Origin of the sequence: Vibrio sp. VB16, assembly GCF_015594925.2 — a bacterium.
Taxonomy (GTDB): Bacteria; Pseudomonadota; Gammaproteobacteria; order Enterobacterales; family Vibrionaceae; genus Vibrio.
Map to the genome: position 1 here is coordinate 1611590 of NZ_CP087590.1, position 26414 is coordinate 1638003.

21 protein-coding genes are annotated in these 26414 nt (G+C 42.7%); 16 read left to right on the top strand and 5 right to left on the bottom strand.

Features of this window, described 5'->3' with window-relative positions; genetic code table 11:
• Positions 1 to 88: 88 nt before the first annotated feature.
• On the bottom strand, positions 89 to 1156 hold the full coding sequence (locus IUZ65_RS07450; RefSeq protein WP_195703136.1) for an extracellular solute-binding protein: 1068 nt from the start codon (positions 1154 to 1156) through the stop codon (positions 89 to 91).
• A 373-nt stretch (positions 1157 to 1529) separates the two neighbouring features.
• On the opposite strand from IUZ65_RS07450, the gene IUZ65_RS07455 reads away from it, so the two are divergent.
• Complete coding sequence (locus IUZ65_RS07455) at positions 1530 to 2543, top strand: DUF2804 domain-containing protein (protein ID WP_195703137.1); 1014 nt, start codon at positions 1530 to 1532, stop codon at positions 2541 to 2543.
• 8 nt (positions 2544 to 2551) lie between these two features.
• A complete protein-coding gene (locus tag IUZ65_RS07460) occupies positions 2552 to 3400 on the top strand; it encodes a sterol desaturase family protein (RefSeq protein ID WP_195703138.1) in 849 nt (282 codons plus the stop codon).
• 154 nt (positions 3401 to 3554) lie between these two features.
• Here the strand turns inward: IUZ65_RS07460 and IUZ65_RS07465 are convergent, their stop codons facing one another.
• Positions 3555 to 4442 carry a LysR family transcriptional regulator gene (locus IUZ65_RS07465; RefSeq protein WP_195703139.1) on the bottom strand — a complete coding sequence of 296 codons (888 nt, stop codon included), beginning with the start codon at positions 4440 to 4442 and terminating at the stop codon, positions 3555 to 3557.
• A gap of 432 nt (positions 4443 to 4874) precedes the next feature.
• Here IUZ65_RS07465 and IUZ65_RS07470 point away from each other — a divergent pair, with 432 nt between their 5' ends.
• From IUZ65_RS07470 to IUZ65_RS07480, 3 genes are all read left to right on the top strand, one after another.
• Positions 4875 to 5762 carry an MBL fold metallo-hydrolase gene (locus tag IUZ65_RS07470; protein WP_229638007.1) on the top strand — a complete coding sequence of 296 codons (888 nt, stop codon included), beginning with the start codon at positions 4875 to 4877 and terminating at the stop codon, positions 5760 to 5762.
• Between the two features lie 30 nt (positions 5763 to 5792).
• Complete coding sequence (locus IUZ65_RS07475; RefSeq protein ID WP_229638008.1) at positions 5793 to 6923, top strand: alkyl/aryl-sulfatase; 1131 nt, start codon at positions 5793 to 5795, stop codon at positions 6921 to 6923.
• Between the two features lie 141 nt (positions 6924 to 7064).
• Entirely contained in the window at positions 7065 to 7460 is a 396-nt protein-coding gene (locus IUZ65_RS07480) for a hypothetical protein (protein ID WP_229638009.1), read from the top strand.
• Positions 7461 to 7747: 287 nt separating this feature from the next.
• On the opposite strand, the gene rplY is transcribed toward IUZ65_RS07480, so the two are convergent.
• Both rplY and IUZ65_RS07490 read right to left on the bottom strand, forming a co-directional pair.
• On the bottom strand, positions 7748 to 8026 hold the full coding sequence (gene rplY / locus IUZ65_RS07485; protein WP_195703140.1) for a 50S ribosomal protein L25: 279 nt from the start codon (positions 8024 to 8026) through the stop codon (positions 7748 to 7750).
• Between the two features lie 160 nt (positions 8027 to 8186).
• Positions 8187 to 9926, bottom strand: coding sequence for a DEAD/DEAH box helicase (locus IUZ65_RS07490; RefSeq protein ID WP_195703141.1), 1740 nt, complete (start codon positions 9924 to 9926; stop codon positions 8187 to 8189).
• Between the two features lie 77 nt (positions 9927 to 10003).
• Between IUZ65_RS07490 and rsuA the strand changes: the two genes are divergently transcribed.
• The 3 genes from rsuA to IUZ65_RS07505 all read left to right on the top strand — a co-directional run bounded on the left by rsuA (position 10004) and on the right by IUZ65_RS07505 (position 12625).
• Entirely contained in the window at positions 10004 to 10702 is a 699-nt protein-coding gene (rsuA, locus tag IUZ65_RS07495; protein ID WP_195703142.1) for a 16S rRNA pseudouridine(516) synthase RsuA, read from the top strand.
• Between the two features lie 82 nt (positions 10703 to 10784).
• On the top strand, positions 10785 to 11975 hold the full coding sequence (locus IUZ65_RS07500; protein ID WP_195703143.1) for a Bcr/CflA family multidrug efflux MFS transporter: 1191 nt from the start codon (positions 10785 to 10787) through the stop codon (positions 11973 to 11975).
• Complete coding sequence (locus IUZ65_RS07505) at positions 11975 to 12625, top strand: DUF2913 family protein (RefSeq protein WP_195703144.1); 651 nt, start codon at positions 11975 to 11977, stop codon at positions 12623 to 12625. The genes IUZ65_RS07500 and IUZ65_RS07505 overlap by 1 nt, the downstream gene beginning before the upstream one ends.
• Positions 12626 to 12687: 62 nt before the next feature.
• On the opposite strand, the gene IUZ65_RS07510 is transcribed toward IUZ65_RS07505, so the two are convergent.
• Positions 12688 to 14115: a DUF2867 domain-containing protein gene (locus IUZ65_RS07510; protein WP_195703145.1), complete on the bottom strand. Its 1428-nt coding sequence runs from the start codon at positions 14113 to 14115 to the stop codon at positions 12688 to 12690.
• Between the two features lie 135 nt (positions 14116 to 14250).
• Between IUZ65_RS07510 and IUZ65_RS07515 the strand changes: the two genes are divergently transcribed.
• From IUZ65_RS07515 to fabV, 8 genes are all read left to right on the top strand, one after another.
• Positions 14251 to 15630 (top strand): MATE family efflux transporter, encoded by a 1380-nt coding sequence (locus IUZ65_RS07515; protein ID WP_195703146.1) that lies wholly within the window; start codon positions 14251 to 14253, stop codon positions 15628 to 15630.
• A 206-nt stretch (positions 15631 to 15836) separates the two neighbouring features.
• Positions 15837 to 16508, top strand: coding sequence for an ABC transporter ATP-binding protein (locus tag IUZ65_RS07520; protein ID WP_195703147.1), 672 nt, complete (start codon positions 15837 to 15839; stop codon positions 16506 to 16508).
• Positions 16489 to 18942: an ABC transporter permease gene (locus tag IUZ65_RS07525; RefSeq protein ID WP_195703148.1), complete on the top strand. Its 2454-nt coding sequence runs from the start codon at positions 16489 to 16491 to the stop codon at positions 18940 to 18942. The genes IUZ65_RS07520 and IUZ65_RS07525 overlap by 20 nt, the downstream gene beginning before the upstream one ends.
• A 2-nt stretch (positions 18943 to 18944) precedes the next feature.
• Complete coding sequence (locus IUZ65_RS07530; protein WP_195703149.1) at positions 18945 to 20057, top strand: lipocalin-like domain-containing protein; 1113 nt, start codon at positions 18945 to 18947, stop codon at positions 20055 to 20057.
• Between the two features lie 222 nt (positions 20058 to 20279).
• Positions 20280 to 21425, top strand: a complete 1146-nt coding sequence (gene nhaA / locus IUZ65_RS07535) for a Na+/H+ antiporter NhaA (protein WP_195703150.1) — start codon at positions 20280 to 20282, stop codon at positions 21423 to 21425.
• A 403-nt stretch (positions 21426 to 21828) separates the two neighbouring features.
• Positions 21829 to 22464 (top strand): TetR/AcrR family transcriptional regulator, encoded by a 636-nt coding sequence (locus IUZ65_RS07540; protein ID WP_195705038.1) that lies wholly within the window; start codon positions 21829 to 21831, stop codon positions 22462 to 22464.
• 102 nt (positions 22465 to 22566) lie between these two features.
• Positions 22567 to 24849 (top strand): acyl-CoA dehydrogenase, encoded by a 2283-nt coding sequence (locus IUZ65_RS07545; protein ID WP_195703151.1) that lies wholly within the window; start codon positions 22567 to 22569, stop codon positions 24847 to 24849.
• Positions 24850 to 25144: 295 nt separating this feature from the next.
• Positions 25145 to 26347, top strand: coding sequence for an enoyl-ACP reductase FabV (gene fabV / locus IUZ65_RS07550; RefSeq protein ID WP_195703152.1), 1203 nt, complete (start codon positions 25145 to 25147; stop codon positions 26345 to 26347).
• The last annotated feature ends 67 nt before the right edge of the window (positions 26348 to 26414 follow it).

Genomic DNA, 26414 nt, shown 5'->3' on the forward strand with positions numbered 1-26414 from the left:
GTTCCTTGAAAAAACACATTCCCTGCTGAGACAATGCTCAGCAGGGGGAGGTAACTACCTAAACGAGTATGGCAGTAGTAATGCCAGATTAATTTGAGGCTTTGATTCGATCTAGGGTCATGCCTTCCATTTCTTCAAGTCCGGCGGGCACGGCTGGGTACCACTTAATGTTGTCAATGGCCGCTTGAGGAAAGCTCTTTTGGAATCGCGCTTTTGCGTCTTCATTTACAAACTCATCACTACCTTGAGATGCCGTAAAGTTACCCGCAGATTCTGTGATTTTAGCAGCAATTTCCGGACGCATTACAAAGTTGATCCACTGATAAGCAGCCGCTTCGTTTTTCGTTTTACGTGGCAGTGTAAAGGTATCAACCCAACCCAATGCACCTGATGACGGCGCAATGTACTCGATGTCGGTATTTTCTTGGTTGAGTTTCCAACCGCCGGCATCCCACGCCATACTGGCCACAATCTCTTCGGTACGCAACAGGTTCATCAGTGCGTCAGAGCCACTCCAGTAGGTTTTGACATTGCCTTTACATTCAACAAGTTTGGCTTCGACCTTATCCAATATTTTTTGATATTGTGCTTGATCGGCATAGGCCGCAAACGGGTCTTCACCCATAGCAAAAGCGAAACCAATCAGAGTAGGACGCTTAAGACGGTAACTGACTTTTCCTTGGTAATCGGCATTACACAGGTCGGTGTAGTCAGAAATATCGGACGCTGTTTTTGTGTTGACTACAAGTCCGCTGGTGCCCCAAATATGGGGAACACCGTATACACTGTTGTCTACACTGGTGATTGCTTGAGTCGATTTCAGCATTGAAGGAATGAACTGCTTGGCATCGATTTTGGATAAGTCGATCGGTTTGTAGATATTAAATTCAGCTTGCGCACCTGCAATTCGGTCTTGAGATGGCTGAGCCAAATCGAAACCAGAACCACCAGTGGCACGGAGTTTGGAAATCATGTCTTCATTATTGGAGGTCGTAACCTTGACGTCTATACCTGTCTCTTTTTCAAACATATCGATCACTTCATCGGGGGCATAACCTCCCCAAGTGAGTAGTCGTAGAGTGTCCGCTTGTGCCAAAGCAGGAATCATTGCGCTGGTCAATGCAACGGTAGCGAGTGTGCGTAGTTTAAATGTCATAGTGTTTTCCCTAACTGAACTGCGTTGTTTTGATTGGATTTTCTTGTGTTTTTAAAACTCTGCCATCAATATGTGACTAAAATGTGAACAGAGTATTTCATAATTAAGACACTCGAACAAGGTGTTACTGTGGTCAGATAATGACGGGGGTATCAAATCGTGATAGGAAACTCAGTTCGGTTCCATTGTGGTATCTATAGTGCGCTTTATTTGTATCTGAGTGCTTCTTTTGTACCTATACTGGTATGTCCACGATTAAAAGTTTTTACTCTAATTGTGAGCTAACTATTAAAAAGTTGGTTAATAATACTCCTAAATAGAGCGATAACGTTGCAAACTAGAGCTGTGTTAATAAAATGTTATCTGTGAGTCTATGTTTAATACTATGCCAGCTCCAAAATCGCTTATCAAACAAGATGGACAGCCGATATTTGGTCAATTTGACGGTGTCCCTTTAAGACTTGGAGTAGAGCACTTTCGCTACACCACAGAAATGGACAAGATATCGAGAAAGTGGGCGAAATACTTTCATTATAAACAGTTTCAGTTTACCAGTATTGTGACGGAAAATTATGTCATTGGTTTGGCCATCGCGGATATTCGCTATGCAACAACCGCCTTCTGTTATCTTTATGATATTGAGAAAAATAAGCTATCAGAAGTAAGTTGGATTAAACCACTTGGTATCGCCTCTACGATGACAAACTCACCTAGTAATGGCATCTCAACACTTGATGGTGAGCCGATAAAGTTCGATATTCATCAACAACAGTGGCGAGTGATAATTAACAGCAACGCTATTCATGCAAATCTATCTCTTATAACCCATTTAGAAAGCTTACCTTTGTCGATGTGTACACCGACGGGTTATTCTGGTTGGACTTACACTCAAAAACACAACGCACTATCTGTGGCTGGGCAGCTTAGTATCGATGGTGAAACGATCCGTTTGGAACAGGCGCTCGCTAGCTACGATTTTTCGGCAGGTTACATGAGAAGAGAAACCAGTTGGCGCTGGGCGAGCATCAATACAACGTTGGACCAAGTTAAGTTGGGGCTTAATTTGGCCGCTGGTGTGAATGAAACGGGCGATTGTGAAAATGCGTTATGGATTGACGGCACTCGTCATTTTCTTGGGCCTGTTCACTTCGAATTCGATCGAAGCAATCAAGAGAAACCTTGGCGAATCTACTCGCGTGATGGACAAGTTAACTTAACGTTCACCGGGCTTAATAAGCGCAGTGAAAAGCTCAACCTATGGCTACTTAAAAGCAATTTTCGTCAGTTTATTGGCCATTTCAATGGGACGATAATAGATTCGTCGGGTAACACGTATGAACTGGTCAATTGCCTTGGTTTAACGGAAGACCATTTTGCACGTTGGTAAGGATGAACATGGACATCTCATTTTTAATTGATCACCCTGAATGGCTTCTTCTTGCTTTAGTTCCGGTATTTCTATTGTGTATGCTGGCCGAGTATTATTTAGGTCAAAAATCAGGTCGCTTACCTGAAAACGCCAACTATCAACGCAATGAAGTGCTATGTAACTTTATGTTAGCAGGGATGCACCAATTGAGTGATTTAGTGACTGGTCTCTTGATCGTTAATCTCTATATTTGGCTTTTTGGTTGGAGGATGTTTGATATTGACATGAACCTAGCCAGCTTCGCCTTGCTCATGCTGCTGCAAGATTTCTTCTATTATTGGTTTCACAGGGGAAGCCACCGTATTCGCTGGATGTGGGCGGCGCATGTTGTACACCATAGCTCTGAGCGGATGAACTTTAGCACTGCGTTTCGCCAGAGCTTAATGTATCCTTTCGCTGGTATGTGGTTATTTTGGGTACCATTAGTATTGATCGGTTTTGAGCCCAGTTGGGTTATCTTTGCGGTACTGTTTAACCTTAGCTTGCAGTTCTTTGTTCATACGCAATGGGTACGTACTTTAGGCCCTTTAGAGTACGTATTTAATACGCCTTCTCATCACCGTGTTCACCACGGCGTTAACGCTCAATATATCGATAAAAACTACGCAGGTGTGCTCATTGTTTGGGATAAATTATTTGGTTCGTTTGAACCAGAACATGAGCCCGTTCGTTATGGGATATCCAAACCCATTAAGAGTTTTAACCCATGGACGGTCACCTTTACTGAGTGGAGAAATATGTTTGTTGACGGTTTTTCTCCGTCAAAATCACTCAGACAAAAGGTGAGGGTGTTCTTTTCACCACCCTCTGACTGATGGCTCCGGCACGTAGCGGTGCAGTGGCATAGTGAAATTGGTCACCTCGTCAGGCTTTTGCCCTAATTGGAATTCAGTTAGAAACTATTGAAATGGGTGATTATTAGGCTATATCTATCGTTTTTGCCTTTTTGTGCTAGCGCCCGATTTTGGTTCAATCCCGCCATGACTCAGCAATGAAATCCACAAAAGCACGTACTTTTAGAGGAACGAAAGCACTACGTGGATAGAGGGCATATAATCCTGTCGCCGTTGATGCATATTGTTCTAATACCGTTTCTAGCTTTCCATCATCTAAAGCACTAGCAACCATAAAAGTGGGCCCGATAAATATCCCATTACTGTTCAGTGCTGAATTCATCAATATGTTACCTGCACCGGAACGTAGGTTACCTTTTACTTTAATACTAAGGCTATGCCCCTGATTATCTTTAAATATCCAATTATCCGAATTCGGAATTTGAGAATAAACAAAGCAGTTATGTGCTTTCAGATCATTTGGGTGTTGAGGCTTGCCATTCTTTTTGAAGTATTCGGGAGATGCGCAAACATGAAAGTGACATGGCATCAGTCGTTTAGAGATCAAACTCGAACTCTCTAGTTCCCCAACGCGTAATGCGACATCAATGCCTTCTTCTATAAGGTCTACCCATCGTCCAGATACGCTTACATCCAGTTCAACCTTTGGGAATTCTTGTTGGAATCGCAATAGTACTTCTGGTAGTAATGAGCCAGCAAGGCTTTCTGGAACAGAAATCCGTAACCGTCCCCGGGCCTCACTTTGTTGAGGTAAAACAGAGAACTCAGCTTCTCTAACATCTGACATTATCCGCAGTGCGTAACTCGAGAATATCTCCCCAGCCGGCGTGAGATTTAAACGCCGAGTTGTGCGGTGAAGTAGCTGAACGCCTAAATGCGCTTCGAGTAGCGATATTTTTTTACTCACAACGGATTTGGATATACCCAATTTGTTGGCAGCGGAAGTAAAACTGCCGTGTTCAACAACAGAAGAGAAAGTTTCTAAGTAAGGAATAACATTCATATTAGTTAACTTTTGTAGACAATGAGTTTCTTTTTAGCATATTTATCCGAAAATTATAATCATATATACTAAGTTTTGATTATTATTTAATCAATTTGTGTGCTCTAAGTTATTGGTTTTAAGATTGAAGAAACGATTGTGATAAGAAATGTAGATAATAAATATGGAATGATCCCCAAAGTATTCCACAAGCTCATGTTCCTAATGCTTATTTTCGTCGTCATTGTTGGAAGCTTTCTTATTTCTATGTCTACAGGTGTTGAAAAAACCAGAGCGCTGCATTGCATTACTATTTTCTAAGAGAGACAACGTATTAATGTAAATGATAAGAGGTTGCTAACCTGCAATATCAGTTCAGTAAGGCATGTAAAAGCCATTGCACATTATATGCTACTGGACTTGCGATACTAATTATCAAAATAGGAGAGAAGCATGATTCAAAAATCAATTCGATTAGCAATTACATCCGTACTTGTTTGTAGCGTGTTTTCAACGGCTTTTGCAGCAGGTGGTAGTGATGTAATCGTCAGCGACTCGATTAAACACTTCGATGAAAAAGGCAAATTGCCTTCGATATTTACCATTGAATTACAATCCGAACATCGTAAAAATCTGCCTTTTGAAGACAAACGTGATTTTGAAGAAGCAAAGAGAGGTTTTATTGCAGCGCCACAATATAAGCAAATTATGGCTGAAGCGGGAAATGTAGCATGGGACATGGGGAGCTACGAGTTTTTACTTGAAGAAGGAAATAACTTTGACAGCATGCATCCTTCTCTACAGCGTCAGGCCATTCTTAACATGGCTTATGGCCTATACGAAGTATTACCGGGAAAAATTTACCAGATACGCGGTTATGATCTGGCTAATATCAGTTTTATAAAAGGTGATACAGGTTGGATAATTTTTGATCCTTTAACAGCAAAAGAAACTGCCGCCGCCGCACTTAAATTCATCAATGAACAACTAGGTGAACGGCCTGTTGTGGCCGTTGTTTACTCGCACTCTCACGGTGACCATTTTGGAGGCGTTCGTGGTGTTGTTGATGAAGCAGATGTTAAAAGTGGCAAAGTGAAAATTATTGCATCTACAGGGTTTATGCACCATGCAGTTTCCGAGAATGTAATGGCCGGTAATGCAATGACGCGTCGCTTGTTTTTTCAATATGGTTCATTGCTGCCACGCAGTCCATTTGGTCATGTTGATGAATCAATTGGTAAAAACGTCGCTGCTGGTAATACTGGTCTAATTGAACCGAATGTCATTATCCAAAAAGACTTTGAAACAATGACTGTTGATGGTATCAAAATGGAATTCTAGAATACACCCGGTACTGAAGCGCCCGCAGAAATGAATACTTGGTTTCCTGATATGAATGCTTTTTGGGCCGCTGAAAATATTACTGGCACCATTCACAACATTTACACTCTGCGTGGGGCTTTAGTTCGTGATGCATTGGAATGGTCCAAACAAATCAACGTAGCACTTTACAAATATGGCCAAGAAGCAGATGTCATGTTTGCATCACATAGTTGGCCACGCTGGGGAAATGAGCGTATTCAGGAAGTGATGCGCACCCAACGGGATACCTATGCCCACCTAAACAACCAGGTATTACATTTGGCTAACCAAGGTGTGACCGTTAACCAGATCCATAATGTCTACAAATTACCCGATAGCTTGAAAAACCAATGGTCTGCGCATAGCTACCATGGCTCTGAAGAGCACAATAGCCGCGCGGTTATTAATCGCTATTTAGGATATTGGGATGCTAACCCTGCGACTCTGATGCCTCTTTCTCCTGAAGATTCAGCCCCGTTGTATGTGGAAATGATGGGGGGGGCGAAGAAGATCATGAGTAAAGGTCAACAACTTTACGATAAGGGTAAGTATTTCTATGCCATTGAAATTCTGAACAAGTTGGTTTATGCCGAGCCTAAAAACCAACCTGCAAAAGACTTACTGGCTGATGTATATGAACAAATTGGTTATCAAAAAGAAAGCCCGAGTGTTCGTAATAGCTTTCTTGCTGCTGCTTACGAGTTACGCCATGGTATACCAAGTGGTGCATCACCAAAATCTGGCCCTGATGTAATTCGTGGCATGTCGACGGCACTATGGTTGGATTTTTTGGCTGTGCGTTTAGACACAACTAAGACAGAGGGTAAGCATTTTACTATTAACTTTGTTACTCCTGACAATGATGAGAAGTACTTGATTGAACTAAGCAATTCCGCACTTATCAATATTGAAGGGGTTCAGTCACCCAAAGCTGATCTTACTATTACGATGAATCGTTCTGAGCTTAATGACGTGATGATGGGGACAACAAGCCTTGATGATAAAATTAAGGAAGGTAAAGCTACGTTAAAAGGAGATCGTAAACCTTATGATGAGCTATTAAATATGCTGACTACTTTCACTATGGATTTTGAATTGATACCAGGTACCTTGCCCGGACCTGTATTAAAGACTAACTAATAAGTAGCTACCTGCTAGTTGATTTATCAGAGGCAGGTGTATTGCTATATACACTGCCAATTTAACAAATGGTTTGAGCAGAGGATACAAATCTTCTGAAGCTGTTGCTAAATTGGCAAGACCACCTTACTTAAGGAAATTATGATGAGAAAAATTCTATTTACGTATTTATTTGTATTGTTAAATTTGTTTTCAATATCATCAGTAAATGCAGAAGAAGCTGATATGCGCAATACTTATGCTGTCATGTGGACCATTGATACTAATGACACCATTCTCTTCAAGAATACACTGGTTGACCAAACTCAGGAAATGTTAGCGTTATGGCAAAATGGTACGTTAGAAAATGTATATCTAGACAATAAAAAAATCGAGGATACGGTACAAAAAGGAGAGGTTGGAAAGGTAATGTTTTTTATCAAAGCAAAAACAGAGACAGAAGCGAGACAAGTATTGGATGAGCTCCCGCTAGTTGAAAAGAAAGTGGCAACTTATAACCTGTATCCTGTTGGTGTTCTCTGGTTAAAACAGTTTTAATAAAACCCATGAGTGCGTTAACTTAACTGTCTCCATAGGAAATCACTTTGATAGGTCAGCATGACGAGCTTGCATAGACCAATAAACGGACTCTATCAGTGGTTTGTTATGCTTATCAGCGAATAGAGTTGCAGGCAAATTTACAAAAAACAAAGTCCCAAAAACGGCGAAACCCCAGATGTTGGTAGCATCTGGGGTTTCTGATTTTTTGATGTCTCGGATGGTAAAGGCCGATAATCTCTATGCGAAAAGCTGGATATATCCTTTTCTATTCTGTGGTGGCAGAATTAGATACGGATAAAGTCCATGTGCTCAACTTTTGGCTTAAACGCGTGACGTTGAACGTCTTGCGGTTTAACCTTAACTTCTGCGCCGTCGATCACTAGAGTGATGGCTTCGTAGAACTCAGGCTTGTCCATTTGATGAATCACATCAGAATGTAGAAGTGCGATAGAAACTGGAGCTGCTTCACCACCATAAACGATTGCTGGGAATTGGCCAGTTAAACGTAGGCGGCGGCTCGCACTCTTACCTAGTTCAGTACGTACTACTGTTTCAAATTTCATAGTATTTACTCTCAAATTAGTAAAAAATTAGGATTGTTTATCAGCATAGCGACCTAGCCGATAATGTATACCGCAATCAGAAAACGAGTTGTTAGCTGTTTGCGAGCGCGGATACTACCATTCTTGCTATTTTCGAGCAACAGAATCCGATTGGATTTTGCTATTTATCTCTCATCTCGTCTTCAAATATTTTATCGCGCATTTTCCAGAAACGACCAGACTTTCTAGCGATGACAAAAAGCGGTAAACGGAAGCGATGTTGGTTGGCGACCACTCGTATTGGAGAGCTCTCATTAAAAGGTCGATGACGGTCGGCCAAATGAGGTCTGACAAACTGTTTGTAAAACGCTTCTTTTCTCTTTTTGGTGCTTAGTGACCAAAATTCATGTACTTGAGCGTTGTTGTCTCCAACGTATGTCACCTTTAATTGATTCTTACCGCGGCTGTCTTTTAAGACGTTTAATTGCATATCCCTACATTCAAACACCAAAGCATCCTTTAGATTAAGGGCTTCTTTTAGTTTTTTGTCTGGGTCAACAAGGGTTGCATCACACTCGTGGCAAATGCGTGCAGCGATGTCGTTATCAGCACCGCACTCATGGCAGTATTTGGCTCTAAACCGGTAGCCACAATGTTCTCGGGTTCCGTCCTCTTCTTCAAGGTAACCTTGGCAGCGTCGACCATAATGTTCAAGTAAGAACCCGTTGTTGTCTAATTTACCCCAAAAATTATTGTTAAAGCCGCAAGCAGGGCAAGGAATAGTGACAATGTCACTATCTGGGTCGGGTTGTGGGTTACCGACCTCTGGTTGATAGAGGTCGTAGTTGTTGCCTGCATAATCCAGAACAAGGCAGTCTGTTTTGCCTTCCGATAACCTTAATCCTCGCCCAATAATTTGCTGATATAAACTCACAGACTCCGTTGGCCGAAGGATAGCGATTAGGTCCACATGGGGGGCATCAAACCCGGTGGTTAGCACCGATACATTGACTAAGAATTTGCGCTCTCTATTTTTAAAGCTTTGGATAATGCGATCACGATCCAGTGTAGGGGTATCACCAATCACTATGTCTGATTGATCTGGTGGCAGCAGAGAGAGGATCTCTTGAGCATGACGAACCGTTGCTGCGAATATCATTATTCCTTGACGATCCGCGCTCATTTGAATGATTTGGCTAACAATCTGCGGCGTTGCTCTTTTGGCGCTTTCTATCACCATATCTAACTCAGATTCTTTATATCTTCCGAGGCTGGTGGGTTTTAGTGCCGAAAAATCATAGCTGAGAATAGGGGCATCTATCATCCTTGCGGGTGTAAGAAACTGTTCATCTAACAGGTATCGAATGGGCAGTTCGAAAATACAGTCTCTAAAGAAGCGTGGTTCTTCGCTGCGAACTTGCCCTCTGGTATGATATTGATATATCCAGCCCATGCCCAATCTATACGGCGTCGCCGTTAAGCCCAACACTTTAATACCGGGGTTTAGCTCAGTTACATGGCTGATAACTTTTTGGTAGCTGCTGCTTTTTTCATCTGGTACGCGGTGGCATTCATCGATAACCAATAATGAAAACTGGTTCGCAAATGCATCAAGATTGCGTACTACCGATTGAACAGAGGCGAAGACAACCGGTTGGTCGGTCTCTTTTCTACCTAATCCGGCAGAAAAAACAGCGCCTTTTTCGCCATAGCTTTCGTATTTAGCATGGTTTTGCTCAACCAACTCTTTTACATGGGCGAGCACAAGTACTCGCCCTTTAGCGATGCGAGCTAATTCTGCGATGACAAGGCTCTTGCCTGCGCCTGTCGGTAGGACGATGACAGCAGGGGTCGTGTGCTTTCTAAAATAGTGAATAACGGCTTTGACTGAATCCGTTTGGTAGGGCCGAAGTTTATACATATAGGAAAAGTGTGAAATAGCTCAACTAATTTAAGAAAGATCCCTATAATACCCCACTAGAGAAAGAAGAGGTAATCATGCGGTTAGATAAATTTTTGTGTGATGCATTAGGTGCGACACGTAAAGAAGCGACAAAAATCATTAAAAGCGGCAGTGTAACGGTTAATGACACCACGATAAAAAGTGGCGCACATAAACTAAAAGAGACCTGTGTTGTTGAATGGCAAAACAAGGTAATCACTGTTCATGGGCCTAAATATATCATGCTATTTAAGCCTGAGGGCTATGTATGCTCTCATGAAGATGGTTTCAACCCTACGGCGTTTGTTTTATTAGATGAAATCAAGATGGAGAACCTGCACTTTGCTGGTCGATTGGATGTCGACACCACGGGCTTAGTGCTTATTACTGATGACGGGAAATGGTCACATCGGATTACTTCCCCTAAACATAAGTGCGAAAAAACATATAGGGTTTGGTTAGCCGATCCAGTTTTAGACGATTACGTATCGACGTTTGCAGAAGGTATCGAGTTAAGAAGTGAACCGGAACCGACATTGCCAGCGACCTTAGAGGTTATCGATACCAATGAGGTCTTGTTGACGATTGTAGAAGGTAAGTATCATCAAGTTAAACGGATGTTTGCCGCGCTTGGAAATAAAGTTGAAGCGCTTCATCGAGAACGCATAGGTGCAATCGAATTGGATGTTGATTTAGAGCCAGGCGAATATCGTTATTTGACAGAGGAAGAAGTAGGTTCTGTCTGGAGCAAGTAATGGGCTGGCAAAGGGGTAGGTCGACTCGGTAGTAGAGTCGTTATTTACTATACATATTAATCAAAATTGATGTCGGAGCAGTATGACAAGTAGCAACACAAATCAGCTTGGCCTTTTAATGTTTATCATTTTAGGTGCTATTGGTGCACTGACTCCATTAGCCATTGATATGTATCTGCCTGCAATGCCAACAATCGCGAAAGAGTTAGGGGTAGATCCTGGCGCGGTTCAGATAACGTTAACAACCTATACCGCTGGGTTTGCTATTGGTCAATTATTGCATGGCCCACTCTCTGACAGTTATGGTCGAAAGCCGATATTAATCATAGGTATTTTGCTGTTTGCTATTGGTTCTATCGTGTGTGCAACGACATCCGATATCGAGTCGTTAAAATACGTACGGGCGGCGCAAGGCTTTGCTGGGGCGTCAGCCGCGGTTGTTATTCAAGCCTTGGTTAGAGATATGTACGAGAAAGAAGATTTTGCTCGTACTATGTCCTTTATTACGCTGGTGGTGATGATTGCACCACTTATTGCCCCCATGCTGGGTGGCTATTTAGCCGTTTGGTTTGGCTGGCGCTCAATATTTTGGGTACTCGCGGTCGTATCTGGTTTGGTTATCGCTGCGGTGATCTGGAAGATACCAGAGACACTCGCACCAGAAAACAGACAGAAGCTGCATTTTAGAACCACGATTCAAAACTATATCCGCTTGTTTATGAATCCTGTCGCCTTGGGTTTGATGTTCGCCGGTGCGTTCTCATTTGCGGGTATGTTTGCATTTCTAACCGCGGGCTCGTTTGTTTATATCGATGTCTACGGAGTGGGTACGTCGCAGTTTGGTTATCTGTTTGGTTTAAACGTTGTCGGTTTATTCATTATGACGACCGTGAATGGCCGGATTGTAAGAAGAGTGAGCTCTAAATGGATGCTCTCTTTTGCCATTCTGATTCAACTTATCGCTGGTGTCGGGCTCTTTATTGGTTGGTTAGCGGATATTGGATTGTGGGGTATTGTCCCTTTTGTCATGCTCTATATTAGTATGATGTCTACAGTGGGCAGCAACTCGATGGCTATCTTGCTATCGGCTTACCCAGGTATGGCGGGCACCGCTTCTTCGTTAGCGGGTACGTTGAGATTTGGTGTCGGATCTATTATCGGTGTTATCGTTGCTATGTTGCCGGGTGACACAGCATGGCCGATGATTTTAATAATGACACTTTGTGCCGTAATGTCTGCGGTTTTTTATTGGTTTTTAGGACGTAAAGCTTAATGGCTATCTATACAGTTGAAATGCAAAACGTAGTTAATTCAGCGCTTGATGAATTAGAAGAACTACATAAAAGAGGAAAGGTGGCCAATACACCTGTCAGTAATACACATTTTTTGGTTCGTTGGGTAACACTGAGTCTGAAAACTCAGAGATTCGATCGCTGTGTTCGCGATAATCTTGTACGCTGGCAAAAAATGGGAAGAAGCAAAGGGACTAAATCTGAACTGATGTTTACCTTCAAAAATATCTCTAAGTTTTATGGTCAGTTGTCACCAGTAGACGAAGAACCTAAGATTATCTCTGATTCTGATATTGAAGCGTTTCTTGAGGTGATGGAAAAGGCCAATTGGGGGGTAAGTACTGAGTTTGAAATTACAGGCAAAATGCAGGTATTTACGGAAGGGGATAACTCTTTCCTTCTTTGCGCAAAGCAATGCGATGATTGTTTTGAAGGGGGCTCTGAACTAGTAAAACCAATGAGTTTTTATGTTCGAGGTCACCATGCCGAGTTTGTCAGGATGGCGAGTGAGTTTGGTTTTATGCTGCATAAGCGTACGGACTATAAGTCCGCAGTGAAGTATCACGGCGAATACCTAATTTACCCAAAAAACCAAGGGAGCCAGTTAGCGGAGATCCCAATCGGTTTTTAAGACCAAATAGGGTAAGTTACAGGTTCAAAGTTAATCAACATTAAACCTGTAACTTATTTAATCTACGCTTTTTTTACTATCGCTTTAACCATGCCTTTAAAAATAAACAGGTGTGCAGGCATCATTGCAAACCAATAGAGTAAACCTCTAAAGCCTTGCGGATGCCACCAGGCTCTGACATCTAACTCTCGGTAATCACCATGATCTTTAATGGTGCATTCAAGGCGACCTAACCCCGGAGCCGTCATACCGAAAAGCAGTGATATAAACTGATTTTTCTCACATCGTATTACCTTCCATGAGTCAATATGATCCCCGATCTTGAGTTCAGGGCCTGAGGGGCTTCGTCTTTTTGGAATGCCGCCACCGACCAACAGATCAAGCCATTCTCGTGTACGCCACAATATATTGGCGAAAAAATAACCTTCTTCAGGGCTACCTATTTTTTTAACAACTTGCCATAGTTCTTCGGCTGTTTTATCGGTCTTAATGCTTGCTCCTGCATCTTTCGGGTAGTACCCATAACCAGATTGCCACCGGTTAAGTGCGGCAGGGTCAAACCCCCAAACCTCACTTCGTATAAACTCGCCTTCATTGCTGACCGACTGGGTAACGGCGTCTTTATACGAGATTAATGGTTGCGGGTATTTTTTACGGATCTCTTGAGAATCGGCAACGTAGTCGTGTTCGAGCCCGGCCAGTAAAGCCCGACCGATATTGGCAGGAACAGACGTGACCAATCCCAACCAATAAGAGGCCATTTTAGGGGTGAGCAGTGAGGTAGACCAGAGCCGAAGAGGATGACCGATAGCGGTACATATCACACTAAACTGTTCTCGATAACTCAGAATATCGGGTCCGCCGACTTCGTAAAAATAACTTTGAGTTGGTGATTCATTAAGCTGAGCAAGAAGGTAGTGGTTAAGGTTGTTTAGTGCAATCGGGTTTGCTTTGGAGTCAACCCATTTAGGAGCAATGATAATTGGCATGTTATAGGTGAAATCTTTCATGATTTCGAACGCGGCAGACCCGGGACCAATAATGACTCCGGCTCTTAATTCGGTAACGGGGACGTTAGCTTGCTTTAGGATCTCTCCGGTTTTTTTACGAGCAAGAAGGTGCTCTGAGTTTCCTGTCTGCGGTTGAATAGCACTAAGGTAGACAACATGTTTAACGCTGCTATCAATTAACGCATCTTTAAAGTTGATAGCCAAAGAAAGTTCATATTCGAGGAAATCGTGACCATGAGCCATCCCATGAACAAGAAAATAAACAAGCTCATGGCCTCTAACGGCATCTAATGTCGCTTCTTTTTCGGCTAGATCAAGATAGACAGTTGTTAGGTTGGCATGCGGTTGGACTCGTGCTTTCAGGTAGTCGATCTGTCTGGAAGCGGCAGTAACGAAATGGCCCTGCTCGAGAAGCAGTGGAATAAGTTGCGAGCCTACGTAGCCAGAAGCGCCAAGAACCAATATTTTTTTCTTTTCCATAGCCAATAACTTCATTCCTTTTCATGGTGATCCCAAATCAATGGGAGTAGAATACTCTTGCTATTCTTCGTGTTAATGCTCTGCCCATTCTTCTACGTCTTTAGGCGCGCATCCCTTTCATTTTTATGAGGCTTTATGACCAACACCTTATCATTAGTTTACAAGTATACAAAAGGTGATTTTTTACGCCGTTTATTTGCCATTGCACTCCCTATCGCACTGCAAAACATTATGTTTTCTAGCAGAGGATTAGTCGATGTTCTTATGCTTGGTCAGCTTGGTGAAGCGGATATCGCCGCCGTCGGCGTAGCGAGTCGTGCGATGTTTGTCACTACGCTCATGTTGGTCGGTGTCAATACGGGTGGGGCGTTATTGACGGCGCAGTTTTGGGGAGCAGGGAATAAGGACGGTGTAAGAGAGAGTACCGCTTTAACGTGGATCATTGCGAATGCGTTTGCCTTATTGACCGTGATCTTGTTTATGCTCTATCCAGAACAGATTATGGGGCTGGCAACCGATTCAGCACAGGTTATTGCTCTGGGTAGTGAATATATCGTCATTACATCCCTTAGTATGTTTGCGGTGGCATGTGTCAGTAGTATGGCGGTGGGCCTTCGAGCGATGCATCGCCCCGGTGTGAGTACCTTTTTTAGTGGTATTGGTATTGTTTCTAACGTGTTTCTTAATTGGGTTTTGATTTTTGGGCATTTTGGAATGCCCGCAATGGGAATCAAAGGCGCGGCTATCGCGACAGTGCTTAGTGGCGCTATAGAAATTGTCTGTTTATACGCCTTTTTATATAAATCAAAGAGTTTGCTCGCGTTTACGCTGTCTGACGTGAAGGTCGCTTTTACTTCAGAGAAGGTGTCGCGTTTTCTTCGGTTATCATTACCAACAACATTAAACTTCTTTACTTGGGCCGCTGGTCTGTTTGCTTACCACGCTATTATGGGACGAACCGGGGTACAAGGCTTAGCCGCGTTATCGGTGATGACGCCAGTAGACTCCATTGGGATAAGCTTGCTTATTGGTACCTCTACGGCTGCGGGGGTTCTTACGGGTAATCAAATTGGCGCAAAGAAATATGATGCGGTTTATTACCAATCGATAGGGTTACTTTTTCTCAGTGTTCTGCTTGGCTTATGCACGGCGGTGGTCCTTTATACTATCCAAATACCAATCCTTGACTCTTTTAGTGCGTTAACGGAAGAGACACGGGCACTTGCAGACAAGTTTATGCTGATACTCTGTTTTGGAATGGTAATTCGATCTATACCGCTTACCTTAGTGGTGGGTGTATTAAGGGCAGGTGGTGATGTTAAATATTGTTTGTATCAAGATGTCGTCTCCCAATGGTTTATCGGGATCCCAATTGCTGCATTTGCCGCGGTATATCTTGGGTTAAAACCGGAATATGTTTATGCGCTATTTTTGGTTGAAGAGTGTATTAAGTGCTTTAGTGCTATCCATCGATTAAAAAGCAGAAAATGGATTCGAAACTTGATCGAAAGGTAAGTCTGTTGACAATTGGCTAAATAATCGACACTCGTACGGTTATTTTTGAGAGAATGCAATTTTAATTGAATTTTATTGAAGCTATATCATCCTAGCGTGACAGTTTGCTTAAAATAATGTGATCAGGTAGGTAAAATACTTCCGAAAAGTGAGTAATTAGTGTAACTTCACATACCCTGAATTCTTTAATGCGAGCGTAATCTTTAATGCTAGAATTGTCCGACCTAAATAAAGGCTATGTAGATGGTGGAGAATTTCATCCAGTACTACAAGGGGCAGCTCTAAAATTAAATCAAGGTGAACAACTCGCGTTAATGGGAGAAAGTGGCTCTGGTAAAAGTACGCTACTCAACCTGATTGCTGGACTCGACTCGACTGATTCGGGTGAAATTTGGTTTTCAAGTTTCGCTATGCATGCCAGTAACGAGGTACAGAAAACAGCCTATCGCCGACATAATATTGGCCATATATTCCAACAATACAACCTTCTACCAACATTGAATATTGCAGATAACATTCGTTTCTGTAGACAGTTGAAAGGGTTACCAGAAGATAAAGGTTTGTGGCGTCAGATATTGTCGGCCCTTGACCTCATGCCGTTATTAGGCCGTTATCCTGAAGAAGTGTCTGGTGGTCAACAACAGCGAACGGCGATTGCTCGCGCATTGTATATGGAGCCCAAATTGCTGTTGGCAGATGAACCAACTGGTAGCTTAGATGAAAGAAACGCGGAAGCGGTAATGCGGTTATTAACCTCATTGGCTAAGCAGCTTAATTGCACTCTTTTACTTGTTACGCACAGTAAAAAAGTAGCAGAGCACATGAGCGGTTGTGTCCGTCTTCAAGGAGGGCAATTGCATGTTATGGCCGGTAGTTAAAGCACTACTAGGGCATTATCGTCGTCATCCACTTCAACTATTACTCGTCTTGTTCGGGCTCACTCTGGGTGTGTCCGTGTATGTTGGGGTTGCTGCGATCAATCAACATGCAAAACAAAGTTATTTGCACAGTGAAACTCTTTTCGCAAACCCTCTTCCTTATACTATTACGCCTAAATTTAGTGCAAATAAGATCCCTCAAGGCTTTTACATTCAGCTTCGTCGTGAGGGTTTCAATCAATGTATCCCGTTTGATAATTTAAGAATTGAAACAAAGAGTGGTCGCGATCTCTCAATTGTTGGTGTCGACCCCGTTTCTATTTTGGGGTTAGAAACACTACATCGTAAAAATGACCTCTCGATTTTACGTATGATGCAACCGTCGAAACCTCTCATTATGGGGGCGGAGCTTGCATCATATCTTGGTAAAAGCAGTGGCGACTTTATAGAACTAAAAGATGGCACGAAACTAGGTCCACTTTTTCTTGACCATAATGCGCTTCTTTCGGGTACTCGAATACTCGCCGATATATCAAAGGTACGAGAAATCAATGGATCGGGTGGGTTCTCGCGTCTTGCTTGCGAAAGCATGCCAGAAGAAAAACTAGAAAGGCTCAAAAGCATATTGCCTAACGGCATAGAATTGTCTAGAAGCTCTAGAGCCGAATTAGAGTCTCTTACAAAGGCGTTTCATCTAAACCTATCTGCGATGGGTATGCTTGCACTTGTCGTGGGCATCTTTATTTTTTACCAGGCGATGTCGCTTTCATTTATTCAAAGACAAACGCTAGTAGGCGTGATGCGTCAGGCTGGGGTCTCGGGATGGCATTTGGCGAAAGCGTTAGCGCTAGAACTGACATTATTCATATTAATAGGTTGGTTTTTTGGCAATGTATTTGGTCTTATGTTGGCCAATCAACTTATGCCTTCGGTATCGACTACCTTGGCCGACCTCTACACTGCAAACGTTTCTCTGACGGTTGACTGGAGTTGGCATTGGAGTAAAAACAGTCTGTTGATGGCTATTTTTGGTGCGCTGCTTTCCTGTAGTTGGCCGTTAGTTCGGTTGATAAAGACGCCGCCAATAAGGCTTTCTGCAAAGCTTTCTTTGGTCCGTTTTGCGGGTAGGGAGTTTGCATGGCAAGCATTAGCGGCCGGTATATTTTGCGTAATGGCGATTGGCATTTATCAGCTTCCAGCCACACCCCAACATGGCTTTATTATTGTCGCACTATTGCTATTGAGTGTGGCATTGTTTATGCCATACGTTATCTTTGAATTATTTTCTGCATTATCGTTCTCTTTACGTTGGGTGAAAGCGCGTTGGTTTTTCTCCGATGCGGCGTCGAGTATGAGCTTTCGTGGTGTTGCTGTGATGGCGTTCGTTTTGGCGATGTCAGCAAACATTACCGTAGAAACATTAGTGGGCAGTTTCAGAGCCACAACCGAGAGTTGGTTGACACAACGATTGGCGGCGGATGTCTATATATTTCCTACCAATAGTTCGGCAGGTCGAATGAGCAGTTGGTTGAGTACGCGCCCAGAAGTAAAAGAAGTATGGTCGCGCTGGGAATTAGAATTACCAACAAAAACCGGTGTGTTAGAAGTTGTTAGTACCGGCTTGAGTAATGGTGAGAGAGATTCGGTACCTGTAAAAATAGCGATACCTAACTATTGGTATCAACTTAATACATCGAAGGGTGTCATGATCAGTGAGGCTATGGCGCTTAAAAAGGATATACGCCCTGGCGATGAGATCCAATTGGGTGGCGTGGTTGAAGAATCATGGCAGGTAGTTGGCGTCTATTATGATTATGGCAACCCATACAACCAAGTATTAATGTCTCATCGAAATTGGAAAAGCCGATTTGGCGGCTTAGGCAATATTGGGCTTGGAGTTATAGCCACTGATGATGCAAATATCGATAATTTGCTGGCTCAATTACAATCTAGGTATGCGTTGTCAGAAGATAGGCTATTTGATAACAGTAATATACATGGTCAAGCGATGCGTATTTTTGACCGCACCTTTGTTATAGCGGACACGTTAGGAAACCTGACGTTGTTTATCGCGATATGCGGCATTTTCTTTGCGACGTTAGCAGGAGAAGTTTCTAAACAAAGAAACACCGCTCTGTTGAGGTGTTTTGGCATATCGACATTTGAACTCATCGCGTTAAGTGGTTTACAGCTATTTATGTTTGGATTGATCTCTGCTTTGGTCGCAATGCCGTTAGGTTTAGCGCTTGCGAAAGTGATGGTAGAAGTGGTACTAAAAGAATCCTTTGGTTGGACGATGCCCCTGTATGTTATTCCGTGGGAATATCTAAATACCTTTGCGTCGGCCATGATCGCGCTCATACTAGCAGGGATTTTACCCATCATAGGTATGATCAAACGAACACCAATGAAATCACTTAGAGATGCATTGTAACTATGAAGATGCTTGTAAAAAAACGCAATATAGTCATTATGTTGGCCGCCATTCTCATTATCTTGGTTGCTGGGCTTTTTTACTATCTCTCGTTTGGTCGTTCTTCTGAGAAAGAGACCATTACCTACGCATTTTCTAACAGTCAAAAATCGGTCTTTGAACCCGTTTTACCGGGTGTTTCGGTTTCGTTTCCGGACAGCTTTTCATTTCACCATGAATTTAAACGAGAGGGATGGCAGTATTTCGCTAACCTAGTGGGCGATGACGGTGAACTCTACTCAGTTCAATGGAACTATTATTGCATTGCTCGGAATGAGAGCGAAGCTAATGGGTGGAACAGCAATCAGCTCTATCTGTCTAACTCGGTTGTCACCTCAAAAGATAAAGTATGGAAACAGCAACGTATCGCTAGAGGTGGTATAGGACAAGCTGGATTTCGAGCTCGTCCATTTCGGCTGTGGATAGATAACTGGAGCTGGCGCTCGATAAGTTCCTCGCCCTTGCCAGGGATTTTACAAGTGGAAACCGATGATTTTGCTCTCAAATTAAGTTCATCTTCTCGTCAGGGTTTTATTTTTAACGGCGACAAAGGCTACCAAGAACAGCATGATCTATTGCCTATCGCAGCTTATGGCTTCGGTGCGCCGTCTGTTCGTTCGTCGGGTCAACTTGTACTCGATGGTAAGGTTGTTACTGTGAATGGACAGGCATGGCTAAGCAAGGAGTGGGGCAGTGATCTAGCCGTTATCGAAGGGCAGAAGGCGGTGACTGTTAATCTCCATTTGGCCGATGGAGGGCACCTGCAGCTTAATCAAACTCGTATTCCTAATTATCCTGTCTATAACTATGGTATGTTGGTGAAACGAGATGGTTCCATTCTTCCTTTAGCAGACACCGATATAGTGATGTCTGCATTAGAATTTACGCCGATGATAAATGGAAAATCAGTCCCATTAACGTGGCAAATAAGCATAGAAAAATTAGATATAGATCTAATTATTACCCCTCTTCGTGATGACCTCTGGCATGCGTTTTATAATCCATATTGGCAAGGGCCGGTGTCCGCAATGGGAACGCAAGATGCTTATGGGATGCTTCAGCTTGTGGGATTTTAAGTCAGGATCGGCTTCGTAAATATACAAATAACGTTCAATGTTCGTCCAATGCTCGGAAAAACCGAATATATTCATCTAAACAATCGATTATTCCTAAGTTGGCCTATCGTATAAACTGCGCCTATTCTTATGTAATAATAATCACAGACATAATGTTGCTTAACCAAATGCATTGTTGTTAGTTAGATAGGCACAGCGGTAAAGTGAGTTAGAGGAAGATCAATGAGTGACGGAATTCGCGACTTTTTTAAAATGGAATCGGCTGGTGGCATACTGCTCGTTATAGCGGCGGCTGTCGCTATGGTTGTAGCGAATACAGGGTTTGGTGAATCTTACAACAATGTATTGCACACCTATGTGTTTGGCATGTCGGTGTCGCACTGGATTAACGATGGATTAATGGCGATATTTTTCCTTTTAATTGGTCTTGAGGTAAAAAGAGAGCTATTAGAAGGCGCATTAAAGTCCAAAGAAACCGCTATTTTTCCAGCAATTGCCGCCGTTGGCGGTATGTTAGCTCCTGCATTAATTTATATACTATTCAATTATGGTGACCCACAAGCAATGCAAGGTTGGGCCATACCAGCGGCGACAGATATTGCATTCGCACTTGGTATTATGGCGTTGCTTGGTAAACGAGTGCCTATTTCATTAAAGGTGTTTTTACTGGCTTTGGCTATCATCGATGACTTGGGTGTCGTTGTTATCATTGCTCTATTTTATAGTGGTGATCTGTCTACGCTTGCACTGACGATCGGTTTCATTATGACAGGTGTTCTGTTTATGATGAATTCTAAGAACGTGACAAAACTGCCTTACTACGTTATCGCTGGGTTGATCCTATGGATAGCCGTTTTGAAATCCGGTGTACACGCCACATTGGCCGGTGTCGTTATTGGTTTCGCTATACCTCTGAAAGGGAAAGAAGGTGAAGAGTCTCCACTTAAGCATTTAGAGCACGCACTGCACCCTTATGTTGCGTTCTTGATTTTACCAATATTTGCTTTTGCCAATGCAGGCATCTCGTTAGCTGGTGTGTCATTATCCGGATTGACCTCTATGTTGCCTTTGGGTATCGCGTTAGGGCTACTGGTTGGTAAACCATTAGGTATCTTTAGTTTTAGCTGGATAGCGGTTAAAAGCGGTGTGGCTAAGTTACCTGAAGGTGTGAATATGAAACATATATTTGCAGTGTCGGTCTTATGTGGTATTGGATTTACCATGTCTATCTTTATCTCATCACTCGCGTTTACGGGGGTGAGTGCAGAGTTCGATACCTATGCACGTCTAGGCATACTACTCGGCTCAACGACCGCCGCAATTTTGGGTTATGTTCTATTAAGCATCTCACTACCAAAGAAAGCGTAAATTGATTTAGAAGAGAGTTAGATAGACAAGTCATTTAAGAATTAGCAAGCCCTTGAACCACATGGTTCAGGGGTTTTTTATTATTTACTAATAGTTTGAACGACCGAGCTTATATACGGGCAAAAAAATGCCCAATCCAAAGTGGGTTGGGCGATACAAACATAGGAGTTAATAAGAAAAAGCAGTATGTGGAGTAAAACAGTGAGAAAACAAGTCTACACCTTCTTAAACTTAGCAATGCTCTGCTTACTACACTTATATGACCCCTCTTATTCAAGACAGTTCAATTTAATTTCATTTCATTCATGCCTAAATTTTTTATGACTAATTCTCATAAATGTGATGTTAAATACTTGTTAATTTTGTTCGGCGAATGTATATTTCAAACAGTTGTTTAATACGGTTGATTGAAATGGCTCAGAAAAACAAAACGAAAGATAAGATATTAGATGTAGCAGAGAGCCTATTTGCAGAGCAAGGTTTTAACGATACTTCATTACGAGCGATAACCAGTAAAGCTAATGTGAATTTGGCGTCGGTCAATTATCACTTTGGAGACAAAAAAACCTTAGTAAGGGCTGTGCTTAATCGATACTTAGAAGCATTCATGCCTGCTGTAGGTGAAGAACTGCGTATTCTAAGCCAAACAGATAATTTCTCAATGGAAGACGTATTCTCTTGTCTGAAAAAGCCATTGTTGCAACTTAACGAATTAAGACCTCATGGCGCATCTCGTTTTATGTCATTGATTGGAAGAGGCTATACCGATGTGCAAGGCCACTTGAGATGGTTTATCACAACCCGATATAGTGAAGTACTTTCTCAATTTACTAATTTGATTGTTAAAGCTAACCCAAATTTATCACCAGAAACGCTTTTTTGGCGATTGCATTTTACGCTGGGAACCTGCGTATTCACTATGGCCTCAAGTCAGGCATTAAGTGAAATCGCAATTAACGATTATGGTCAAGCCGTTGATTCATCGGTAGTGATAAATCAACTTATCCCTTATCTAGCGGCTGGGGTTAGCGCGGATTAAAGATTGAACGAAAAAATTACTATTTAAGCAAAGTGAAACGTTACCAATAACTAACTACTTATTTTAAAAATAAAAGTACTTATAGAACAAAAGGATCGGACTATGTGCTCTCTACGTAGAAAATGGGTAAGTGACCCAGCATTTAAAATGTTTAAGAAAGTATTACCACCATTGTCAGACACAGAAAAAGAAGCAATGGAAGCGGGTAGTGTGTGGTGGGATGGCGACCTATTTTCTGGATCACCAGACTGGCAAAAGTTGCATCATTATCCTAAGCCTTCGTTGACAGCGGAAGAGCAATCGTTCATCGACAATGAGGTTGAAACCTTGTTGGAAATGTTGGACGACCATCAGATTGTTAAGAAAGACAGAGATCTTCCAAAAAATGTCTGGGACTATATCCTTAAAGAGCGTTTTTTCTCATTAATTATTTCTAAAGAGTATGGAGGAAGAGCGTTTTCTTCTCATGCTAACTCAACCATCGTGACAAAGATCGCTTCTCGTAATGGCAGTGCTGGCGTTACAGTTATGGTGCCCAACTCTTTAGGTCCTGGTGAGTTGCTTTCTCACTATGGGACACAAGAACAGAAAGACTATTGGTTACCAAGGCTTGCTGATGGGCGCGAAATACCTTGTTTTGCTTTGACGGGTCCGGAAGCGGGTTCCGATGCGGGCGGTATTCCAGATATGGGTACGGTTTGTATGGGTATGCACGAAGGTGAAGAAGTCCTTGGTATGCGAATTAGCTGGAACAAACGCTACATTACGCTAGCACCAGTCGCTACTGTATTAGGTCTGGCATACAAGCTTCAAGACCCTGACGGTTTACTTGGTGGTGAGGTCGATTTAGGCATTACCTGTGCCTTGATACCCACGGATCATGTAGGAGTAGAGATTGGCGACCGTCATGACCCGCTCGGCCTTGCATTTATGAACGGCCCTACTCGTGGTGAAGACGTATTCATTCCGATGGACTGGGTAATCGGTGGTCAAGATTATGTAGGTAAAGGCTGGCGGATGTTGGTTGAGTGTTTGTCTGCAGGTCGTGGTATCTCTTTACCAGCAATGGGGGCGGCAACCGGACACCTTACTTCACGTACGACAGGTGCCTATGCTTATGTACGCAAACAGTTTGGGCTTTCCATTGGTAAATTTGAAGGTGTCGCTGAAGCGATGGGTCGTATCGGCGGTTTAACGTATATGTTAGAAGCCACACGTACGCTAACGACGACCTCACTTGATCTGAAAGAGAAGCCGGGTATTGTCACTGCTATTGCTAAATACCATATGACAGAAATGGCACGTACATTGCTCGATGACTCAATGGATATTCATGCTGGTCGTGGTATACAGCAAGGTCCGATGAACTATCTTGCGAATCAATATATTGGAGCACCTGTTGCTATCACGGTTGAGGGAGCGAATATACTGACTCGTAACCTTATGATCTTTGGTCAAGGCGCAACACGTTGTCATCCATATGTGTTAAAAGAGATGGCCGCCGCCGCCAACCCAGATCAAGAGCAAGGCGCGAAAGAGTTCGATGAGTTGTTATTCAAACATATCGGCCATGGTCTCAAGAACACCTTTGGTGCTTTCACGGCTGGTATCACTGGTTCAGCGTTTATCAAGGCGCATATGAGTGGTCCAACAAAGCGTTATTACAAAGACCTAACTCGTATCAGTCGCGCTTTGGCACTTAGCTCTGATGTGGCGATGGCAACGTTGGGTGGTGATCTAAAACGTAAAGAGATGATATCGGCAAGGTTAGGCGATGGATTGAGTTTTCTTTATATGGCGTCAGCGGTACTGAAGAAGTACGAAGATGAAGGACGTCAACAAAGCGACTTGGTGTATGTGGATTACTCTATCCAACATTGCTTGTATCGCGCTTCCCAAGCGCTACAAGAAACGTATACCAACTTCCCTAATCGTATTGCTGGACACATGTTAAGTGTGCTTGTATTCCCATTAGGCAATCGCTTTAAGAAACCAGCGGATCAGTTGTCAGTTAAGATTGCAGAGTCTTTGATGACGCCGGGTGCGCATCGTGATCGCTTAACTCACCTATGTTACGTAGGCGTAAAAGAAGATGATGCGGTTGGGCTGATGGAACGAGCATTTATCAAGTTGTATAGTGTTCGCGGGCTTGAAAGAAAACTCATTCAAGGTGTTAAGGATGGTAAGGTCGTGAGAAAAGGTCCGTTAGTAGAGCGTCTCCAGCAAGCGTTGGAAGCGGGTGTTCTTACCCAAAAAGAAGTGGATCAGATTAATGAAGCTGAAGCGCTACGAAGTAAAGCTATTCAAGTTGACCACTTTAGTCATGACTTCTCTGAAGTGAAAACTTATAAGCAATCAGAACCGAAGCTCAACAGTGTTGCTTAACGTTCGTTGGTGAAGAAAAACCAATAAAAATTGGACAGTAAAGGCATCTCATTTAAGATGCCTTTTTATTTTCTAATCCTAAACCTTATTGATAGAAAGTGATAATGGTCCTGTTTGACGTTGATTCTAGTTATACATGCGCCATTTTTATGCGACAACTACTCCAACCACTTATAAATGAACAGTAATTTGTAAGAAAATTGATGCGATTTCTTGATTAACCTTTTATTCTAGCCAGAATAATAAAGGCAAAGTTGTTACTATTGCCCAAGCTTTATATTAAAGGACGCTGAAAATGATCATCAAACCTAGAATTCGTGGTTTTATTTGCACCACTACACACCCAGTAGGTTGTGAAGCAAACATCAAAGAACAGATTGCTTACACCAAAGCTCAAGGTCCTATTGTTAATGCACCAAAGCGTGTTTTGGTGGTTGGTTCCTCTAGTGGTTACGGTTTGTCTTCTCGAATTACCGCTGCATTTGGTGGTGGGGCTTCAACCATTGGTGTTTTCTTTGAAAAAGCGGGTACCGAAAAGAAAACAGGAACAGCAGGTTATTACAATTCCGCTGCTTTCGAAAAGCTAGCACATGAAGAAGGCCTATACGCGAGAAGTTTAAATGGTGATGCGTTTTCAAATGAAGCAAAACAGAAAACGATTGATCTCATTAAAGAAGATTTGGGTCAGATCGACATGGTCGTTTATTCGCTGGCTTCACCTGTACGTAAATTGCCGGACACGGGTGAGTTGATTCGTTCAACATTGAAACCGATCGGAAGCGCTTATAGTTCTACTGCCGTTGATACGAATAAAGATGTGATCATCGAAGCGAGTGTTGAGCCAGCTAACGAGCAAGAAATCAGCGATACGATTACCGTTATGGGTGGGGAAGATTGGGAGCTTTGGATTAATGCTCTATCTGAAGCTGACGTGTTAGCTGAGGGATGCAAAACCGTTGCCTATAGCTACATTGGTACGGAATTGACGTGGCCTATCTATTGGGACGGCGCGCTTGGTAAAGCGAAGATGGATCTAGATCGTGCAGCCAACGCACTCAATGAGAAATTGGCGGCGTTTAATGGCAGTGCTAATGTGGCAGTACTGAAGTCGGTTGTTACACAAGCAAGTTCTGCTATACCGGTTATGCCTCTTTATATCGCGATGGTGTTTAAGAAGATGCGTGAAGAAGGTGTGCATGAAGGTTGTATCGAACAGATCCAACGCATGTTTAGCCAGCGCTTATATAAAGCGGATGGGTCGGTTTCAGAGGTGGATGAAAGTAATCGTCTACGTCTTGATGACTGGGAACTGCGTGATGATATTCAAGAGTACTGTAGTAAGTTGTGGCCTCAAATCACGACTGAAAACCTGAAAGAATTGACTGATTACGTCGAGTACAAAGAAGAATTCTTGAAGTTATTTGGTTTTGGCGTTGATGGCGTCGACTACGAGGCAGATGTTAATCCTGCTGTAGACTTTGATATCATCGATATCTAAGTTTATGTGGTAATAAAAAAGCGCTCATTTGAGCGCTTTTTTGATCATAAGATCAAGACGAAAGTGT

Coding starts and splice junctions, on each gene's coding strand:
- IUZ65_RS07450 (WP_195703136.1), bottom strand. CDS start 1,156: ATGACATTTAAACTACGCACACTCGCTACCGTTGCATTGACCAGCGCA.
- IUZ65_RS07455 (WP_195703137.1), top strand. CDS start 1,530: ATGTTTAATACTATGCCAGCTCCAAAATCGCTTATCAAACAAGATGGA.
- IUZ65_RS07460 (WP_195703138.1), top strand. CDS start 2,552: ATGGACATCTCATTTTTAATTGATCACCCTGAATGGCTTCTTCTTGCT.
- IUZ65_RS07465 (WP_195703139.1), bottom strand. CDS start 4,442: ATGAATGTTATTCCTTACTTAGAAACTTTCTCTTCTGTTGTTGAACAC.
- IUZ65_RS07470 (WP_229638007.1), top strand. CDS start 4,875: ATGATTCAAAAATCAATTCGATTAGCAATTACATCCGTACTTGTTTGT.
- IUZ65_RS07475 (WP_229638008.1), top strand. CDS start 5,793: ATGAATACTTGGTTTCCTGATATGAATGCTTTTTGGGCCGCTGAAAAT.
- IUZ65_RS07480 (WP_229638009.1), top strand. CDS start 7,065: ATGATGAGAAAAATTCTATTTACGTATTTATTTGTATTGTTAAATTTG.
- rplY (WP_195703140.1), bottom strand. CDS start 8,026: ATGAAATTTGAAACAGTAGTACGTACTGAACTAGGTAAGAGTGCGAGC.
- IUZ65_RS07490 (WP_195703141.1), bottom strand. CDS start 9,926: ATGTATAAACTTCGGCCCTACCAAACGGATTCAGTCAAAGCCGTTATT.
- rsuA (WP_195703142.1), top strand. CDS start 10,004: ATGCGGTTAGATAAATTTTTGTGTGATGCATTAGGTGCGACACGTAAA.
- IUZ65_RS07500 (WP_195703143.1), top strand. CDS start 10,785: ATGACAAGTAGCAACACAAATCAGCTTGGCCTTTTAATGTTTATCATT.
- IUZ65_RS07505 (WP_195703144.1), top strand. CDS start 11,975: ATGGCTATCTATACAGTTGAAATGCAAAACGTAGTTAATTCAGCGCTT.
- IUZ65_RS07510 (WP_195703145.1), bottom strand. CDS start 14,115: ATGGAAAAGAAAAAAATATTGGTTCTTGGCGCTTCTGGCTACGTAGGC.
- IUZ65_RS07515 (WP_195703146.1), top strand. CDS start 14,251: ATGACCAACACCTTATCATTAGTTTACAAGTATACAAAAGGTGATTTT.
- IUZ65_RS07520 (WP_195703147.1), top strand. CDS start 15,837: ATGCTAGAATTGTCCGACCTAAATAAAGGCTATGTAGATGGTGGAGAA.
- IUZ65_RS07525 (WP_195703148.1), top strand. CDS start 16,489: ATGTTATGGCCGGTAGTTAAAGCACTACTAGGGCATTATCGTCGTCAT.
- IUZ65_RS07530 (WP_195703149.1), top strand. CDS start 18,945: ATGAAGATGCTTGTAAAAAAACGCAATATAGTCATTATGTTGGCCGCC.
- nhaA (WP_195703150.1), top strand. CDS start 20,280: ATGAGTGACGGAATTCGCGACTTTTTTAAAATGGAATCGGCTGGTGGC.
- IUZ65_RS07545 (WP_195703151.1), top strand. CDS start 22,567: ATGTGCTCTCTACGTAGAAAATGGGTAAGTGACCCAGCATTTAAAATG.
- fabV (WP_195703152.1), top strand. CDS start 25,145: ATGATCATCAAACCTAGAATTCGTGGTTTTATTTGCACCACTACACAC.